General features: G+C 74.0%; 11 protein-coding genes and 1 pseudogene. 3 read left to right on the forward strand and 9 right to left on the reverse strand.

The genetic code is table 11. The features are described 5' to 3' along the window. Window positions 1-22: 22 nt before the first annotated feature. Together ACFYT4_RS21600 and ACFYT4_RS21605 are read right to left on the reverse strand one after the other, a co-directional pair. Window positions 23-2,239: a tetratricopeptide repeat protein gene (locus ACFYT4_RS21600; RefSeq protein ID WP_389271206.1), complete on the reverse strand. Its 2,217-nt coding sequence runs from the start codon at window positions 2,237-2,239 to the stop codon at window positions 23-25. Window positions 2,240-2,942: 703 nt separating this feature from the next. Further along, entirely contained in the window at window positions 2,943-4,133 is a 1,191-nt protein-coding gene (locus tag ACFYT4_RS21605; protein WP_389271208.1) for an acyl-CoA dehydrogenase family protein, read from the reverse strand. A gap of 174 nt (window positions 4,134-4,307) precedes the next feature. On the opposite strand from ACFYT4_RS21605, the gene ACFYT4_RS21610 reads away from it, so the two are divergent. Beyond that, entirely contained in the window at window positions 4,308-5,375 is a 1,068-nt protein-coding gene (locus tag ACFYT4_RS21610) for an enoyl-CoA hydratase/isomerase family protein (RefSeq protein WP_389271210.1), read from the forward strand. A 150-nt stretch (window positions 5,376-5,525) separates the two neighbouring features. On the opposite strand, the gene ACFYT4_RS21615 is transcribed toward ACFYT4_RS21610, so the two are convergent. The 5 genes from ACFYT4_RS21615 to ACFYT4_RS21635 form a co-directional block, all read right to left on the reverse strand. After that, a complete protein-coding gene (locus ACFYT4_RS21615) occupies window positions 5,526-6,119 on the reverse strand; it encodes a hypothetical protein (protein ID WP_389271212.1) in 594 nt (197 codons plus the stop codon). Between the two features lie 192 nt (window positions 6,120-6,311). Beyond that, the gene (gene htpX, locus ACFYT4_RS21620; protein ID WP_389271215.1) at window positions 6,312-7,229 is read right to left on the reverse strand and encodes a zinc metalloprotease HtpX; all 918 of its coding nucleotides are present in this window, start codon (window positions 7,227-7,229) and stop codon (window positions 6,312-6,314) included. A 271-nt stretch (window positions 7,230-7,500) separates the two neighbouring features. Beyond that, window positions 7,501-9,630 carry a SpoIIE family protein phosphatase gene (locus ACFYT4_RS21625; protein ID WP_389271218.1) on the reverse strand — a complete coding sequence of 710 codons (2,130 nt, stop codon included), beginning with the start codon at window positions 9,628-9,630 and terminating at the stop codon, window positions 7,501-7,503. A gap of 428 nt (window positions 9,631-10,058) precedes the next feature. Beyond that, window positions 10,059-10,892 (reverse strand): alpha/beta fold hydrolase, encoded by an 834-nt coding sequence (locus ACFYT4_RS21630; protein ID WP_389271221.1) that lies wholly within the window; start codon window positions 10,890-10,892, stop codon window positions 10,059-10,061. A gap of 291 nt (window positions 10,893-11,183) precedes the next feature. Next, on the reverse strand, window positions 11,184-14,705 hold the full coding sequence (locus tag ACFYT4_RS21635) for a phosphodiester glycosidase family protein (RefSeq protein ID WP_389271224.1): 3,522 nt from the start codon (window positions 14,703-14,705) through the stop codon (window positions 11,184-11,186). 216 nt (window positions 14,706-14,921) lie between these two features. Between ACFYT4_RS21635 and ACFYT4_RS21640 the strand changes: the two are divergent. Continuing rightward, window positions 14,922-15,287: pseudogene (locus ACFYT4_RS21640) on the forward strand (hypothetical protein); the annotation flags it as partial. Window positions 15,288-15,557: 270 nt separating this feature from the next. Here the strand turns inward: ACFYT4_RS21640 and ACFYT4_RS21645 are convergent. Next, window positions 15,558-16,094, reverse strand: coding sequence for a DUF6328 family protein (locus ACFYT4_RS21645; RefSeq protein ID WP_389271227.1), 537 nt, complete (start codon window positions 16,092-16,094; stop codon window positions 15,558-15,560). Between the two features lie 85 nt (window positions 16,095-16,179). Beyond that, a complete protein-coding gene (locus tag ACFYT4_RS21650) occupies window positions 16,180-16,971 on the reverse strand; it encodes a SigB/SigF/SigG family RNA polymerase sigma factor (RefSeq protein ID WP_389271230.1) in 792 nt (263 codons plus the stop codon). A 275-nt stretch (window positions 16,972-17,246) separates the two neighbouring features. Between ACFYT4_RS21650 and ACFYT4_RS21655 the strand changes: the two genes are divergently transcribed. Next, window positions 17,247-17,417 (forward strand): hydrophobic protein, encoded by a 171-nt coding sequence (locus tag ACFYT4_RS21655; RefSeq protein ID WP_389271233.1) that lies wholly within the window; start codon window positions 17,247-17,249, stop codon window positions 17,415-17,417. Window positions 17,418-17,555 lie beyond the last annotated feature (138 nt).

The following is a 17,555-nucleotide window of genomic DNA, read 5'->3' on the forward strand; positions in this document are numbered from 1 at the left end:
CGCGACGGCCGGGCTGCGCGCCTCAGAACCCCTGTGTGCCCCGGCGTTCGCGCAGGGCGGCCACCCGGCGGTAGAGCTCGACCGCCTCGGTGTGGCGGCCCAGTTGTTCCAGGCAGTGGGCCTCGTCGTTGCGGCTGGCCAGGGCGTCGGGGTGGTCGAGGCCGAGGACGCGTTCGCGGGCGGCGGCGACCTCTCCGTAGACGGTCAGGGCGTCGGCCCAGCGGCCGAGCCAGCCGAGGCCGACGGCGATCTCCCGGCGGCTGACGAGGGTGTCGGGGTGATCCGCCCCGAGGGCCCCGGCACGGGCGGCGGCGACCTCGCGGGCCTCGACGAGGGCTTCCTCCCAGCGGGCGAGGCGGCCGAGGTTCACCCCGAGGCCGTGGCGGGCGCGCAGGGTCTCGGGGTCGCCGGGGCCGTGCAGCCGGGTGCGGTCCTCGACGAGGGCGCGGTACAGATCGAGGGCCTCGGCGCTGCGGCCGAGGCGTCCGAGGCTGATCCCGACCTCGTAGCGGGCGGCGAGGGTGTCCGGGTGGTCGGCACCCAGCGCGCGGGCACGGGCCGCCGCCACTTCGCGGTAGGTTCCCAGCGCCTCCGACCAGCGCCCGAGCTGGCCGAGGGCGTAGGCGACCTCGTACCGGGTGACCAGTGTGTCGGGGTGGTCGGCGCCGAGGACCCCGGCGCGGGCGGCGGCGACCTCGCGGGCCATCCGGAAGGAGTCCTCCAGCCGGCCGAGCCTGCTGAGGTTGAAGGCGAGGTTGTGGCGGCAGCGCAGGGTGTCGGGATGGTCGGCGCCCATGGTCCGCTCGCGGGACGCGAGGACGGACACATAGAGGTCGTGCGCCTCGAAGTGGCGGCCGAGCCGGCCGAGGACGTACGCCGTCTCCTGGCGGGCGGCGAGGGTCTCGGGATGGTCGGATCCGAGCGCGCGCTCACGGCCGTCGGCGACCCGGCGGAACTCGCGCAGCGCGTCCTCGGCGCGGCCCGTCCTGCTGAGGGTGAAGCCGACCTCGTACCGGCTGGCCAGCGTGTCGGGGTGGTCGGGGCCGAGGGCGTACTCCCGCTCGGCGGCGACGGCGCGGTGCACCTCGCCCGCCTCCTCCCAGCGGCCGAGCCGCCCGAGGCTGAGTCCCGCGCTGTGGCGGCTCGCGAGCACGGCGAGCGCCTCCGGGGACGGGGTGGGCCGCCCGGGTCTCGCCACGGGCCGCGCCGGCGTCCCGGCGCGGGGGTCGGCGTGGGTGGTCCATTCGCCGGTCAGCCCCGCCGTGTGGTCGGGGACGACCGGTCGCAGCGCGGTCGCCGTCGCACGGTGGCCGCCCGTCATCCCCCGGGTCCACTCCGGCAGCGCCTCCTCCCGGGGCCCGGCGGGGGGCGGGGAGAGCGAGAGATAGGCGTGCCCGTCGCGCGCCATCCGCCGCCGCAGGTCCTTGGCGTCCGCGGGCCGCCCGTCGGGGGCCTTGGCGAGCAGATCGAGCACGACTCTCTGGAAGTGGTCGGGGATGTCCGACCGGTGGGTGCGCAGCGGCTGCGGCGGGGTGTCCCGGTGCCCCACGAGGACCGCCCAGGCGTCCTCGTGGTCGAAGGGCGGGACGCCCGTGGCGATCTCGTACAGCACACAGCCCAGCGAGTACAGATCACTGCGGTGATCGACCCGGCCGCCGCCGATCTGCTCGGGCGACATGTAGTGCGGGGTGCCCATCGCGATGCCGGTACCGGTGAGCCGGGACGTCGGGCCGAGGCCCTCGCCGAGACGGGCGATCCCGAAGTCGCAGATCTTCACCGCCCCGTCGTGGAGCCGCATGATGTTGGCGGGCTTCAGGTCCCGGTGCACGATGCCGCGTTCGTGGGTGTAGGCGAGTGCGTCGGCGACCTGTTCCGCGATGTCGACGACCTCGGGCACCGGCAGCGGGCGCTGCTTGTTCTCCTCCAGCAGCTGGCTGAGGTTGTGGCCCTCCAGCAGCTCCATCACCAGGTAGAGCACGCCCTCGTACTCGCCGAAGTCGTGGACGACGGTCACCCCGCGGTGCTGCAGCGCGGCGGCGACGCGGGCCTCGCGCCGGAACCTCTCCTGGAGCACGGTGGAGAACGTCGCGTCGTGGTGCGGTCCCATCGGCTTGAGGCACTTCACCGCGACACGCCGCCCGAGCGACTCGTCGACGGCCCGCCACACCTCGCCCATGCCTCCGCGCCCGATCACGTCGAGCAGCCGGTACCGGCCCTGGATCAGCCTGGATTCCGCCATCTCCCGCTGTCGCCCCCGTCATTCCGCTCCGCCCTCCCCGGCCCGTCCAGTATGGCCTTGTGGCTGCTCGGTGTGTACGGGGTGGGCCGTGCGCCGGGTCCCCGGCGCTCCATCGCCCCGGGATGTGCCCCGGCGGGCGCCGCCGGCGCACCCGGGAGGGCATGCGGCGCGGCACCCGGCCGGTGACGATCAGCCGGCGGGTGGTCCGGGCGGGCCGGGGCGGGTCCGCCGTACAGCGCGTGGGCGTACGGCGGACGCGGCGCGGCGGGCGGGCTTCGCCGTAGGCCGGGACGAGGAGGGCGCCGGAACGAGGAGGGCGCCGGAGGACGTCGCCGCCCGCATCGAGCCGCCGCAGTGTCTCCTCGACGTACCCGGGCGAGCCGACCCAGCCGGGCCGGGCACCCCGGCGGGGTCGGGACCGGCCGGGCGCGGGGTCGGCGCTGTTCGGCGACCCAGCGGTCGGCGTGGGCGGACACCGTGCCGGGCGGTGCCTGCGGACACGACGCCTGGGCCGCCGCCGGTCCGGGGCCCGGCGGCGGCGGTCGCGATCACGCGGTCGGGGCCATGGCTCCGGGGCGGGACGGCGTGCGGGACCGGCTGCGGGGGCATGAGTCCGGGGCCGGACGGCGTGCGGGACCGGCTGCGGGGCACGGGCGCGGCACGTGGGTGCGGCCAGGGCGTGACGGCGCGGCGGCCCGCGCCGTCACCGCCGTACCCTCGGCATCCCCAGCCCGATCCACGAGATGATCTCGCGCTGGATCTCGTTGTTGCCGCCGCCGAAGGTGAAGATCACGGCGGAACGGTAGCCGCGCTCCAGTTCGCCGTGGAGCACGGCTCCGGCGGAGCCCTCCTTGAGGGCGCCGGCCGCGCCGGTGATCTCCATCAGCCAGGCGTAGGCGTCCCGCCGGGCCTCGGAGCCGTAGACCTTGACGGCGGAGGCGTCCTGCGGGGTGAGCGTGCCCTCCTGCACGGCGTTCACCATCTGCCAGTTGAGGAGTTTCATCGCGTCGAGCCTTGTGTGGGTGCGGGCGAGGCGGCCGCGCACCCAGCCGAGGTCGATGATCCGGCGGCCGTCGGCCAGCTTGGTGTCAGCGGCCCAGCGCTGGACGTCGTGGAGGGCCCGGATGGCCATGGTGCCGTGGGCGGCGAGGGTGACGCGCTCGTGGTTGAGCTGGTTGGTGATGAGCCGCCAGCCCTTGTTCTCCGGGCCGACCCGGCGGGAGGCGGGGACCCGGATGTTCTCGTAGTAGCTGGCGGTGGTGTCGTGGGAGGCGAGGGTGTTGATGAGGGTGCAGGAGTAGCCGGGGTCGGACGTCGGCACCAGCAGCATCGTGATGCCCTTGTGGGGCGGTGCGCCGGGATCGGTGCGGACGGCGAGCCAGACCCAGTCGGCGGTGTCGCCGTTGGTCGTCCAGCTCTTCTGTCCGTCGACCGTGTACGTACCGGTCTGCTCGTCGCCCTCGCGCACGGCGCGGGTCCTGAGAGCGGCCAGGTCCGTCCCGGCGTCGGGCTCGCTGTAGCCGATGGCGAAGTCGATCTCGCCGGAGAGGATCTTCGGCAGGAAGTACCCCTTCTGCTCCTGCGTGCCGAACTGCATGATCGTCGGGCCGACGGTGTTCAGCGCCATCAGCGGCAGCGGTACGCCCGCCTGCGCGGCCTCGTCGAAGAAGATGAACTGTTCCATGGGGCTCAGCCCCCGCCCGCCGTACTCCTCGGGCCAGCCGACACCGAGCCAGCCGTCCGTGCCGAGGCGGCGCACGGTCTCGCGGTAGAAGCGCTTCTGTGCGCCGGGGTCGGCGTAGCGGGCGTACACGTTCTCCGGCACCAGTCCGGCGAAGTAGGTACGCAGCTCGGTGCGCAACTGCTGCTGCGCAGGCGTGTATTCCAGGTGCACGGCCCCTCCAGAGTCTCGCGGTCCGTCCCGGGCGCGGCGCACACGGTAGAACGTGTTGCAAGAATCCGGAAGGGCCGGGGCAGGGGCAACAGCTCACCCGGGGCCCCGCGGGGCGCCAGAGACGGGTGGGCGAGGATGGGGCCGGAAGATCCTCTCCAGGGAAGGGACCGGCCCATGGCCTTCGACGCATCCGAAGCCGAGACCGCTGCCGTACTGCTGCGCACCGAAGGCCGCGCGGCGTACATCACCCTCAATCGTCCACGGGCCCTCAACGCCCTCACCCACCCCATGGTCCGCGCGATCGGCGCGGCGCTCGACCGCTGGGAGCGGGACCCGGCCGTGGAGGTCGTGGTGATCTCGGGGGCCGGGGAGCGCGGGCTGTGCGCGGGCGGCGACATCCGCGCCATTCACGCGGACGCCGTCGCGGGCGGGCGCGCCTCGACGGACTTCTGGCGCGACGAGTACCGGCTCAACGCCCGTATCGCCCGCTACCCCAAGCCGTATGTCGCGCTGATGGACGGCATCGTCATGGGCGGCGGGGTCGGGGTGTCGGCCCACGGCGACGTACGGATCGTCACCGAGCGGTCCGCGGTCGCGATGCCCGAGACGGGCATCGGTTTCGTCCCGGACGTCGGCGGTACGCACCTTCTGGCGCGGGCACCGGGCGAGCTGGGCACGCATCTCGCCCTGACCGGGCTGGCGGTGGGCGCGGCCGATGCCGTGCTGTGCGGGCTCGCGGACCACTTCGTCCCCTCCCACCGGCTCACCGGACTCGCCGCGTCGCTGGCCCGCCTGGAGGTCCCCGAGGTGCTGCGGCGGTTCACGGAGCGGGCACCCGAGGGTGTACTGGCCGCTCAGCGCGGCTGGATCGACGCGTGTTACGCGGACGACGCGGTGGAGCGGATCGTGGACCGGCTGCTCGGCCACGGGGATCCGGCGGCGAAGGAGGCGGCCGGGACGATCCTCAGCCGGTCGCCCACCTCGCTCAAGGTGACGCTCGCCGCGCTGCGCCGGGCCCGCGCGCTCGGGGAACTGGAGCCGGTGCTCGATCAGGAGTACCGCGTGTCGTGCGCCGCGTTCTCCTCGCCGGATCTGGTCGAGGGCGTACGGGCGCAGGTCGTCGACAAGGACCGCCGGCCGCGCTGGTCGCCCGCGGAGCTGTCGGGGGTGTCGGACGCGGATGTGGAGCGGTTCTTCGCCGGGCTCGGCGATCGCGAACTGGGGCTCGCCCGGCCGCGCTGAGACCCGAACCGTGTGCGGGCGGCGGATCGCATCCCGTTCACGCGGACACCGTCGCGGGCAGGCGGCGCGGGGCGGTCGCGGCAGGCACAGGAGGTGGCGGGCAGCGGGAGACGGCGGGCTCGGGCACCCGCCCGCCGCGCTCGGGACGGGTCAGGTCCCCAGCCCCGGTGCTCCCCACACGGGGAACCACCGGGCGAGGTCCGCCTCCACCCGCAGATCGTCCGTGAGCAGCGCCCTGGCCTGGAGTTCCAGAGCGTTGTCCCGTTTCTCCACCGCGCCGGGAAGCGGCGCGAAGGGGTAGAACGTGCCGCGCTTGTACAGATAGACCAGCGCCAGCGGACGGCTGCCGGTGGCCTCGCGGAACGCGATCAGCGAGCAGAGCAGCTGCGGTCCGAAGCCGCCCTCCTCCAGGAGGGTGTTGACCGCGTGCAGATCGTTGACCAGGGAGGCGGTGTCGTCGGCCGGCTGCCGCACGACAAGCCACGTGTAGCCGTAGGCGTCCCGGCTGAACTCGACGGGCACGCCGCCGCGCCCGGTGTCGGCGTCCAGGAGATCGCGTACGTCCTGCTGGATCCGGGCGAAGGCGCCGCCCTCGACGCTGGCGAAGCAGACCGCGCCGACGCCCGTGGGGGTGAATCCGGCTCCCGCCTGGAGGGTGATCGCCGCGCCGGGCACGGCAAAAAGCTGATCGAGGTCGGGCCGCACCGGCTTGCTGCGGCCGAGGATCGTGTCGAGGAATCCCACGGGTGTACCTCCGGCTGTACGGGGTCGGGTGTACGGCGGTCCCGGCACCCGAGGCCTGGCGCGGCCCGCCTGGGGCTCGCCATCGGCTCCGGGGCCGTCGCCCCGGGCCGGGTCTCGTGTGCCCGGCGGCCTCGGGCGGCAGAGGCCGTAACGGCCGCCCGGCCGGCTCGGGCCGTACAGACCGCACGGTGTTCACGGGCGGGCCAGCCGGGCGGAGATCCCGGCCAGCTGCTCCAGCCGCTGCTCCAGCGTCGGGTGCGAGGAGAGCAGCCGTCCCAGGCTCTCGCGCGAGGAGAACGCCGGCGCGAACCAGAAGGCGTTGTACGGCTCCGCCTTGCGCAGGTCCCGTGTCGGTATCCGCGCCATCTCCCCGGTCACCTTGGTGAGCGCGGAGGCGAGCGCGGACGGACGGCCGGTCAGCAGGGCGGCGGCACGGTCGGCGGCCAGCTCCCGGTAGCGGGAGAGCAGCCGGGTGAGCAGGAAGCTGATCGTGTACACGGCGGCGCTGACCAGGGGGATCAAGGCCATCGCGATCGCGGTGTTGCTGTTGCTGCGCCCGGCCCTGCCGAGACCCCCGTACAGCCCGATACGGGTCATCACACCGGCCAGGACGCCGAGGAAGGACGCGATCGTCATCACCGCGACATCGCGGTGGGCGACGTGCGACAGCTCATGGGCGAGGACGCCCTCCAGTTCCTCGGGCTCCAGCCGGCGCATCAGTCCGGTGGTGGCGCAGACCAGGGCCGTCTTCTGGCTGCGGCCGGTGGCGAACGCGTTCGGCACATCGCTCTCGGCGATGGCGACCCTCGGTTTGGGCATGTCGGCGAGCGCGCAGACCCGGTCCACCGCGCCGTGCAGCTCGGGCGCCTGCTCGGGAGTGACCTCCCGCGCGCCCATGCCGTGGGCGGCGATTCGGTCGCTGAACCAGAACTGCGCGATGAACAGAGCGCCCGCGACCAGGAGGATGATCGGCCAGGCGCCCCTCAGGAGCGCGAGCAGGACGCCCACGAAGACGACGTAGAGCAGCCCGATGAGGAACATCGTCGTCACCATGCGAGTAGTGAGCCCGTGGTCCGGGACGTATCGGGAACGGGGCCGTTTCGTCGGCATCGGATCACCTCTGGGCAGCGTTTCGTCCCCCTCACTCGATTGTGCTCCTCCTCGCGCCCGTATCCGCAGGGAACTCCCGCACCGATCGACCCTCCCGTGCCGATGGCCTCCTTCCCCTCGCCGTTCCTCCCGGTCGCTTCCGTCCCGTCGGCGGATGCTCCTTCCCCGTCGATACGGAACGCGTGTTCCCCGTCGATACGGAACGCGTGGAGGGGTCACCGGATCCGGCCCGGTGCTCGGCGGGCCGCGCCCGCGCCCCGGAAGGACGGCCTCACTGTTCGGGGCGCAGCAGCAGGAGTGCGGTGTCGTCCCCGCGCCGGTCGGCGCAGGGCTGGTCGATCAGCGCGTCGGCCAGGGATTCGAGCGAGTCGGCGGGGAGGCGGCCGAGCCGTCCGGCCAGGGTGCCGAGGGATTCGTCGAGGTCGACTCCGGGCACTTCGATCAGCCCGTCGGTGTAGAGCACCAGGATCGATCCGGGATTCAGCGGTACCTCCGTGATGGGGTACACCGCCTTCCGGTCGACCCCGAGCAGCGGGCCGCCCGCCAGTTCCAGCACCCGGACCCGGCCGTCGGGCTCGCGCAGCAGCGGCTGCGGGTGGCCCGCGCGGGCGAAGACGGCTCGCCGGCCGGGCAGGTCCAGATGGAGGTAGGTACAGCTCGCGAGCAGGTCCGCGCCGAGGTCGATGAGCAGCCGGTTGGTGCTCTCCACGACCTGGCGGGGCGGCTGGCCGACGGCCGTGTAGGCGCGTACGGCGGTACGGATCTGGCCCATGAGTCCGGCGGCGGTGGCGTTGTGCCCCTGGACGTCGCCGATGACGGCGGCGGCCGTGCCGTTCACCGGGATGAGGTCGTAGAAGTCCCCTCCGATGTCCATGCCGTGGGAGCCCGGCAGATAGCGGGCGGCGGCCTCCAGACCGGGCAGGGCGGGCAGGGAGCGCGGCAGCAGGGAGGACTGGAGGCCGTGGGCGAGCCGGAGCTTGGCGTCGTACAGCCGGGCCCGTTCCAGTGCCTGCGCGATGAGCCCGCCGAGGCTGGTGAGCACGGCGCGCTCGTCCGTCGAGAAGCGGTGCTCCCTCGCGTAGCCGAGGACGCAGGCGCCGACGGGCCGCCCGGACGCGATGAGCGGGAGATAGGCCCAGGCGGCCATGCCGTCGGGGGTGGCGAACCGGATGGGGTAGACGCGTTCCAGTTCCAGCCGCGACTCGAAGAACGACGGGACGCCGGTGGCGAGGGCCTGGGCGCCGGGAATCCGGGCGGTCATGGGAGTGCCGTCCCAGCGGTCCACGATCCTGGGGTCGCGATAGCCGCGCTGTCCGAGCACGCGGAGGCGGTTGTTCTCGGCCGCCAGCATCACCAGCGCCTCGCTGCCGAGCGTGGGCATGATCTCGTCCGCGACCGTCTCGATCACGTCCGAGACGCCGACGGCCTTGGTGAGCGCGCTCGCCAGGCTCAGGATGTGGGAGATCGTCACCAGACCGCCCGACCGCCCCGGCGGGGTGTCGGGGAGGGCGCCGCCCGCAGCGGTCCCGGCCGGGACGATGTGCACGCTGATGCCGTTCCGGCTGGGGTACAGCCGGAAGGCGAGCCAGCTCCGCGGGGGCCGCAGGGCGATGAACGAGGCGGGTTGCTGGCTGAGCATCGCCGCGCGGTAGCGGTCCTCGTACACGGGGTCGTTCAGCCAGCCGACCGCACGCCACAGCTGCTTCCCGGTCAGCCGGGTGGCGGGAAGGCCGAGGAGGTCCCCGGTGGCGGGGCTGGCGTAGGTGACGCGGCCCTCCACATCGAGGGCGCACATGCCCTCCGGGATCCGCGCGAGCATCCGGGCCGCCTCGATCGCGCTGCTGGTCCGGGCCAGTCCCATGGACTCCGCCTCGATCACCCCCGGGTCGGGCAGGACCGGCTGCCCGGCCTCCGCCGCCCGTTCCAGGCGGAGCGCCAGCCGCTCGCAGGCCGTCGTCAGATGGGCGCGTTCCGCGTCGGAGAGCCCGTTCGGATGCGAGCCCGGCCAGGTGAGGTACACGGCTCCGTACGCCGTGTCGCCGTGTGTGATCGGCAGCGCGGCCAGACAGTACGGATAGGGCAGGACGACGGCGATCCTCGGGTAGCGCCGGCCCATCTCCTCCTCGCCGGAGATCCAGATGAGCCGCCGCTCCCGGAGGGCGTCGGCGACCGGCATGGGGGCGGTGACGGGGACGCGTTCCCAGGGCGCGGAGAACGACCGGGGCAGCCCGGCCTTGGCCACCATCTCCAGGACCCGGCCGTCGCGGGGAAGCAGGTACAGGGCCCCCGAGTGTGCCTGGACGCCCTCCATCATCCCGGCCAGCACGAGCGACAGGAGCGGCCGCGGGCCGTCGCCGCCCGCGTCGGAGGCGACGGGCCGGGGCGCGCGCGGACCGCCCACGGGGAACCACCTCCTCCGTGACCCTCATGACCAGGCTGCCCGCAGTCGATGTTTCCCGCGAGGCGAGGTCCCGGGGGCGGGCGCGGGTGGCTCCCGGGCGGCCGCGCCCGCCCGCCCGGACCACGGCCGCCGGTCCGGGCGGGTACTCCCCGTGCGGCGTCGGGAGGCGTCCGGCGCGCGTCTGGTCGGCCGGCGCCCCGCGGCGGGGGCGCACCGGCCCGTCCGGTGTCACGCCGCCTGCCCGCGCCCGGATGCGGGGGCGAAAGGCCCTGGGGCAGGGCGGAGGGCCGGGGCGGCCCACGGCGGTGTACGGCTCCGGGCGCATGGGGTGCGGCCCCGGGGCATCACGTCACCGCCCCGGGCAGCCCGGGCCCGTGCGCCACCCCGTCCCCGCGCGCTCGCAGCGGGGGCGGGGGTGCACGGGCGGGTCAGTGCTCGCGCAGGACCTCGCGCAGGCGGACGGCGAACTTCTCGGGGCCGTCGGCGAACCCGGTGTGGTCGCCGGGGAACAGCGTGGGCTCGATCCCGAGTTCCGCGGCGAGAGCCCTCGACGTACGGTCGCAGCTCTGGCCCGCCGAGTCCTCGCCGATGCCGACCACCACACGGGTGGGCGCCGAGCGGAGCGCGGAGACGTCGGGCACCCAGCGGACGGTCGCCCGCATCTCGTGCGCGAACCAGAAGCGCTCGTCCGCGACCACCTGAGGATCACGCTCCCCGCCGAACATGTGCTCGACCGCACCGTCCGGCAGCTCGATACCGGCCTGGGCGAAGAACATCCGCCAGGCCCCCAGCACATCACCGGCGAGATAGGTGGCGATCAAGTCGTCGGTCTGGGCGCGGACCTGCTCGCGGTCGTCGAGCAGTTCGTCGAGCGGGGGCTCGTGGGCGATGACGGTGCGCACCTGCTCGGGGTGCGCCTCCACCAGGGCGAGCGCGCTGACCGCGCCGCCGCTGGAGCCCAGGACCACGGCCGGGCCCGCGTCCAGGTGGGCGATGAGCCGGGAGAGGTCGTCGGCGCGCATCGCGGGCGTCGAGTCGCCGTCCGGGTCGTCGACCGAGCTGCGGTTGATGCCCCGGGGGTCGGTGGTGAGAACGGTGTGGTCGGCGGCGAGCAGATCGGCGAGCGGTGCGAAGGCGACGGCGTCCATCGGGGCGCCGACCAGCACCACGAGGGGGCCCGCGCCACGCACCTCGTAGTGCAGGCGCGCTCCCGGGACCTCCAGGGTGCGGGTGTCGACGGGGACGGTCGGGGCGGGGGCCATGGATCCTCCTGAGCTGGGTGGTGCCGCTTGGAGCGCGGCCGGTGCGAGGGCGGGTGCCTTCCCGCCTCTCACCCCTGCGTCGAACGGGACGGGGCCCGATCGACATCCCGCCCGGATTTTTTCCGGGAGTTTTTTCCCGGCCGCCTCACGGCGTTTCCGGCCTCCCTCAGCCGGCCGGTCGGCCACCGGGTCCGTACGTCTGCCACCGGTCCGTACAGCGGATGCCGGGTCCCTACAGCGGTTGCCGGGTTCGTACGTCTGCCACCGGTCCCTACAGCGGGTGCCCGCCCGTCAGCGGGCCGCTCTCGTGGTGCCGGCCGGGATCCTCCGCTCCGCGGCCACCCGGATCTCCGCCCGCTCGGTGCGGTCCGCCACCGTGACCGCGAGGGTGACGGTGCCCGTGCGCCAGGCCGTCAGGCGGCCCGTCGCCGGGTCGAAGGCGGCGGTGTACCGGTGGCGTGCGGCACCCGCGGACCGGGGGTCGCCCAGATACAGATTCGGCGAGCCCGTCCAGTCCACGCTCATCGGGTGGGCCGCCGGGATGTGCCGCGCGCCCTGGGTGACGGTCGCGCGGACCGTCCCGGATTCGCCGGGGCGCACCAGCGGTGGCGCGTCGAGGGTGAGCCCGTCGGTGTGGGCGCGGGTCTGGGCCGAGAGCCACTCCGGTCCGGCGCCCGGGCCCCGGTGGGAGGGGTCCGGGACGTCCACGCCGATGAGGGACCAGCCGGTGAAGCCGCCCCGGTCCACCGGGCCCGCCGGGGTCTTCCCGGAGTTGCCGTTGATCAGATGGGGGACGTCGTCGACGCGCCCGGCGTGGAAGACACCCGCATGGCCCGCGATGAGGGCGGCGCCCTTGCCCGTCGTACGGCGGAACTCCGCGAGCCACTCCTCGATCAGCGCCGCCTCCTTCCGGTCGGTGAGCCCGCTGCCCCCGAGGGACGCGGGGTCGCGCGGCGGCACGTGTTCGACGACGATCACGGAGCGGACGCCCGGCTCGCGCGCGGCCGCATCGAGCCCGGCGCGCAGATTCGCGATCTGGGCGAGGCCGCCGCCGCGCAGCGAGAGGGACGAGGTGTCCAGGGTCATGAACCGGGTGCCGCGATGGTCGAACGTACGGGAAGCGGGACCGAACTCGGCCGTGAACCGGTCGATCCCGCCGCCCATGACCTCATGGTTTCCGGGCACGTAGTACCAGGGCAGCGCGTTGCCCAGCTCCTCGGTGAGCACGCGGCGCGCGAACGCGAGGTCGGCCGGTGAGCCCTCGTCGACGAGATCGCCGTTCACGACGAGGAAGTCCGGTGCCGCCGCCCTGATCTCGCGCAGCGTCCGCCGCGCCTGCCGGACGATCACGCCGTCGGGGTCGCGGGCGACGAACTGCGCGTCGGACATCACGGCGAACCGCCAGTCCCTGTCCCGGGTGCCCGCCGCCGTGTCGATGAGCGGATCGGGCGCGGGGCGCTCCTCGGGCAGATCGACGGTGGGCGGCACCTGGGCGTCGAGGGCGTCGATCACGACGCGGCCCGTGTACTGTTCGGCCGCCGCGGTCTCGGCGAGATAGAACCGGTGCACCGAGACCGGGGTGGCGGCCCCCGGCGGCACGGTGAATCTCACCTGCCGCCACCCGTGCCAGGTGATGTACGGCCCCCGCAGCAGTTGGTCGGCGCCGGACGCGTCCTTGAGGTGGAGGGTGGGCCAGGCACCCTTGCCGTCGCCGTTGATCCGGAGGGTGAACGACTGGGGGCGGCCGGGCAGGGCGATCGGCCGGGGCGGGGTGGCGTACACGGCGCGGGTCGCGGTCGACCGGGTGAAGTCGTAGGCGATCTCCAGGCCGGTGCCGCTGTGTCCGGCGGGCGTCGCCGCGAGGGAGCCTCCGGCGCGCGCATGGCCGAAGGTCCAGGATCCGGCGTCGTCGAAGTCGGCGAGCGGCGTTTCGGTGAGGCCGGCTCCGACGCCGAGGGTGGTGGTGACTCCCGCGGCGGTCGCCGTGATCCGGCCGGCTCCCGAGGCCGTACGGGAGGTGACGGTGAAGGAGCCCGAGCCGTCGTCGCGGACGCCGAGGAGCGCCGGGTCGTAGCTGAGGCGGACGTCCGCGGGTTCGACGGGCGCGCTGTTGCCCCGGGCGTCGAAGCCGACGATGCCGAAGGTGCCGGTGGCCCCGGCACCGGCGAGTCCGATGCGCCGGGTGGTGGGTTCGATCCGGGTGAGGGTGCCGAGGACGGTCATACCGATGCCGCCCCGGGCGGCGCCCTGTTCGGCGCGGACGGTGGTGGTGCCCGTGCGGACGCCCCGGAACACTCCCTGCCGGTCGGTGGTGCCGACCGAGGGAACGGTGGTCCGCCAGGCGGGGGTTCCGGCGGCGGGGCCGTACGTCTCGTCGTATCCGGCCGCGGTCAGCGCGCGGGTCAGCCCGGGGAAGACCCGTTCGGGGTGCCCGCCCCGGACGGGGGAGGCGGTGGGCGCGGCGGACGCGGGGGTGCGGGTCGTGACCCGGAATCCGCGCAGTTCGCCGCTGCCGTCGGGCGCGGTGAGCACGAGGCCGTTGGGGACCGGGCGTTCGCTGCCGTCGGAGGGGCTGTTCTCGACCCGGAGCGTGTCACTGCCCACGTCGCGGGCGACCAGGGTGGCGGACCCGCCGCCGTCGAGGTTGAGGGCGTTGTGCACCCCGACCTGACGCATCATCAGACCGAGCCGGGTGAGGGTGACTCCGCCGCTGTCGGCCTGCCGGCCGTCGACGGTGACGATCCGCATGGTGCGTCCGTCGCGGGAGAACCCGACGGCGGTGCGCGGGGCGGCGGTGTTGTTGGGCCGGCCGTCGTGGTTCTGGGGGACGCCGTCGACGACGAGGAGTTCACGGCCGCCGACCGCCGTACGGGGGACGGGCCCGGCATCGGTGCGCGGGCGGAAGGAGAGGGAGACGGGGTCGCCCGGGCGCAGCGCGCCGAGCACGCCGGCCCCCGCCTCCCGTCCGACGAGCACGGTGGTGCCCGCGGGGATCGGCCCGGTGCCGGGCCGCCCGGTGACGGAGACGACCTTCCCGTCGCGTACGGCCGCCTCGGCGGCGGACGTCGCCCGGCCCGTGGTCAGGGCCCGGTCGGCGCTCCCCCACTCCGGGGTGTACGCGCCGATGCCTCCCGGCGGCACCTGGGCGGCGTTGTAGGCGGTGAGCGGGTGGCGTCCGGACGGCAGGGTGAGGGTGCCGTCGAAGAAGAGCCGCAGGATGCGTCCCGCGCCGCCGGGGCCGATGCCGACGGCCCGTTCGGCGCCCGGGGCGGGCGAGTGGGTCATCCCGCCGTTTCCGATGCCGGGGCCGAGCGGGGCGCCGGTCCGGTTGATGTCGAAGAAGTCGGCGTTGATCGCGGCGACGGTACGGCGTCCCGGGCCCGGCCGGTGGCGGGCGGCGAGCCGGCTCACGGTGTCGCGGCCGGTGACCGTGCCGGTGGAGAGGTACCCGGCCTCCGCGCCGCTGCCGTCGAGGTCGACGGTGAGGGTGTCGACACGCAGCCAGGAGGCGGCATGGAGCCGGTCGTAGGAGGTGAGACGGATCCCCGGGGCGACGGGCCGGGTGGTCCGCGCGGTCTCGATGCCGTCGCCCGCGTCCCCGTCCGCCGGTCCGGTGCCGGGGCCCGGTGCCGGGTCCCGGGTGCCGCCGGGCGCACCGGCGGCGGGCGTGCCGCTCGGGGACGGAGCGCTCGCGGGCGGGGGCGCGACCGGGCGCAGTACCTCGGCGGCGGTACGGGGGTGGGGGTCGGGTACCGTCCCGGTGGCAGCCGCCCCCGGGACGCCTCCGGCCGTGAGCGCGGTCAGGGCCGCCATCAGCACAAGGGTCCGTCCCGCTGTGCGTCGGTCCACAACGTCTCCCGGTTCACGGCTGGTCGAGCGGGCGGCGAGCGATGTCCTCGGACAGCGTCGCGGCGACTGTACCGGCGCGCCAGACGATTACCGGAACACCCGGGAGCGCATGTCCGGCCATGATCGTGCGGGCCGTGCCGGGCCGGGGGTGCCGGGGCGGCCCGGCCGTGGGAGGCGGCCGTACTCACCGGGCAGGTGGTGTGGGAGGCGTGCGCGTCCCTCGCGATCGGACTGCTGCTCGTGTACGTCGCCTGCCGGCTCGCCCGGGAGGCCCGCGAACGGCTGATCGGGGAGGCGCTGGACCCCCGGCTGCGTGAGCGTATCGGGGCCTTCCTCGACGCTCAGCCCGAGATCGACAACGTCGCCGCGCTGCTCACCATGCGCCTCGGTCTGGATTCGACCCTGGTGGCGGCACGGATCGATCTCACCCCCGGCCTCGACAGCGAGGAGATCGAGCTGGTGTGCGTACGGATCAAGCGGGGCCTCGCCGAGAGGTGGCCCCAGGCGGACCATGTCTTCCTGGACATCGTCGAGGGCGTTTCTGGTGGATCAGGCTGGGTCGGTGAGCGGGGTCTGGTGCCGTGGATCGCAAGGCGGAGGATGGGGGTACCTCCCGGGCGAAGCTCCGGGGGAGAGCCACTGCGGAGGGGGTACCCCCGTGCCCGCAGGGCACAGGGGGCCATCGGCGACCGACGACAACGCCGGGGGCACCACCCGTGCCCGCAGGCCCACGGGGAGAGACGCGGCACCAGGGCACGCGAGCCCGGCAGGATCCATCAGAACCGCCCCCAGGCTCCGCCCGGCGGCGGGCCGGCGTCAGGAGTCCCCGCCGCCGGGGCCGCGCAGGACGGACGGCTCGTCCGGCTCCGAGGTGTGCCGGGCGCGCGTCCACACCGGCAGCACGAGCCAGCAGAGGAGGAACCAGGCGGCCATGCCGAGCACGAGCCAGAGGGCGAGGGAGTCGGCGAGGACGAGACGCAGGATCAGCAGGAGCGCCGAGGCCATCGTGCACAGCAGCAGGAACATCCCGACCAGCGTGAGCCGGGAGGCCCAGTCGACGGTCTGCGGCTTCAGCCTACGGCCGGTGAGGAGCCGGTGGAACGACACCGGGCCGATGAGGGCGCCGGTGGTCGCCGCGCCCAGGAGCACCGTCGCCGGATAGATGTCCTGGTCGGTTTCCGACGGTGTGGTGAATCGCGGCTGGAAGACCACGGTCAGCAGGAATCCGAAAAGGATCTGCACTCCGGTCTGCACGACCCGCAATTCCTGGAGGAGATCGGACCAGCGAAGGTCGGCTCTTTCCTCTTCCGTTTCCCTTCGGCCGCGGCGGAGATTGCCACCGTTGTCGCTCACCGCATGACCTCCCGATTCCTTCCGGAACTCGTATGGCACCCTTTGTGACAGCCGTCCCCGTACGACACGGCCGGGTGGCGTGCGCCTATGCGGCGTCCTGCATGATTTCTCGGCGCAACCGGTCACAGGAATTGCTGATCAGCCGTGACACATGCATCTGGGAGATTCCGAGGTCTTCCGCGATACGGCTCTGGGTCATATCGCGGAAGAACCTCATGTAGAGGATCTTCCGCTCGCGCTCGGGCAGCTCGCGCAGCCGGGGCTTCACGGCCTCGCGGTCGATGACGATGTCGAGCGCCGGATCGGGGCCGCCGAGGGCGTCCGTCATGGTGCGGCCCTGGTCGCCGCCGAGGATCTCGGCGTCCAGGGAGAGCGTGCGGAAGGAGCCGATGGCCTCCAGGCCCGCCCGGGTCTCCTCCGGCGTCAGCCCCGCCTCGGCGGCGATCTCCTCCTCGGTCGGGGAGCGGCCGGGGAGGGTCCGGCTCAGCTCCTGCTGGGCGGTACGGACGCGATTGCGCTGGTCCTGGACCCGGCGCGGTACATGCAGGTTCCACATATGGTCACGGAAGTGCCGCTTCACCTCGCCCGTGATGGTCGGTACGGCGAAGCTGACGAAGGCGTGGCCCCGGCCCGGGTCGTAACGGTCGACGGCCTTGATGAGACCGAGCGCGGCGACCTGGCAGAGGTCCTCCAGGCTCTCGCCGCGGTTGCGGAACCGGCCGGCGAGGCGCTGGGACATGGGCAGCCAGGCGTTCACCAGCTCCTGCCGCAGGGCGTCGCGCTCGGGCCCGTCGGACAGAGCGGCGAGGCGGGCGAAGGCGGCCCGGGTATCGGGTGCGTCGTCGTGCGAATGCTTCGTGCTCGCATGTGTGCGCATATGCGCGCCACTCCCTCGGCGGTTGCGAACGGATGGTGCGTCCGGGGAACCGCGGATGAGAATTCACCCCTCGTATCGGGGGTGTCCGCACTCCGCGGGTGTGCCTCCGGTCCGAAGCACGTAAAGGGCGCCTGCCCCCGCCTCACGGAGGCAGACACGGGCTTTTCCGCGGCTCGCCGCCGGGCGGGATTCCGGGTCACGGAGAGCGCCGGAAACCGAATACGGGGACTGGGGAGGCCTGTTCCGGGTACCCGTTCTGCCGGAGGTGCAGAATTATGGTTCCGATCCTACTCGTTCTGCTGTTGGCGGTCATTCTCTTCGGCGTCGGATTCGCGGTGAAGGCGCTGTGGTGGATAGCGCTGGCCGTTCTGGTGATCTGGCTGCTGGGGTTCCTGATGAGGAGCACATCGGCGGGCGGCACCAAGTCGCGGTGGTACCGCTGGTAAACGTGTGGAGGCGTGGGGGGGGGGGCCCCCCCGCCCCCCCCCCCCCCCCCCCCCCCCCCCCCCCCCCGGGCCCCCGCCCGCGGCCCCCCCCGCCCCACCCCCCCCCCCCCCGGGGGACCCCCCCCCCCCCCCAAAGAC

Origin of the sequence: Streptomyces sp. NPDC004609, assembly GCF_042873655.1 — a bacterium.
GTDB lineage: Bacteria > Actinomycetota > Actinomycetes > Streptomycetales > Streptomycetaceae > Streptomyces.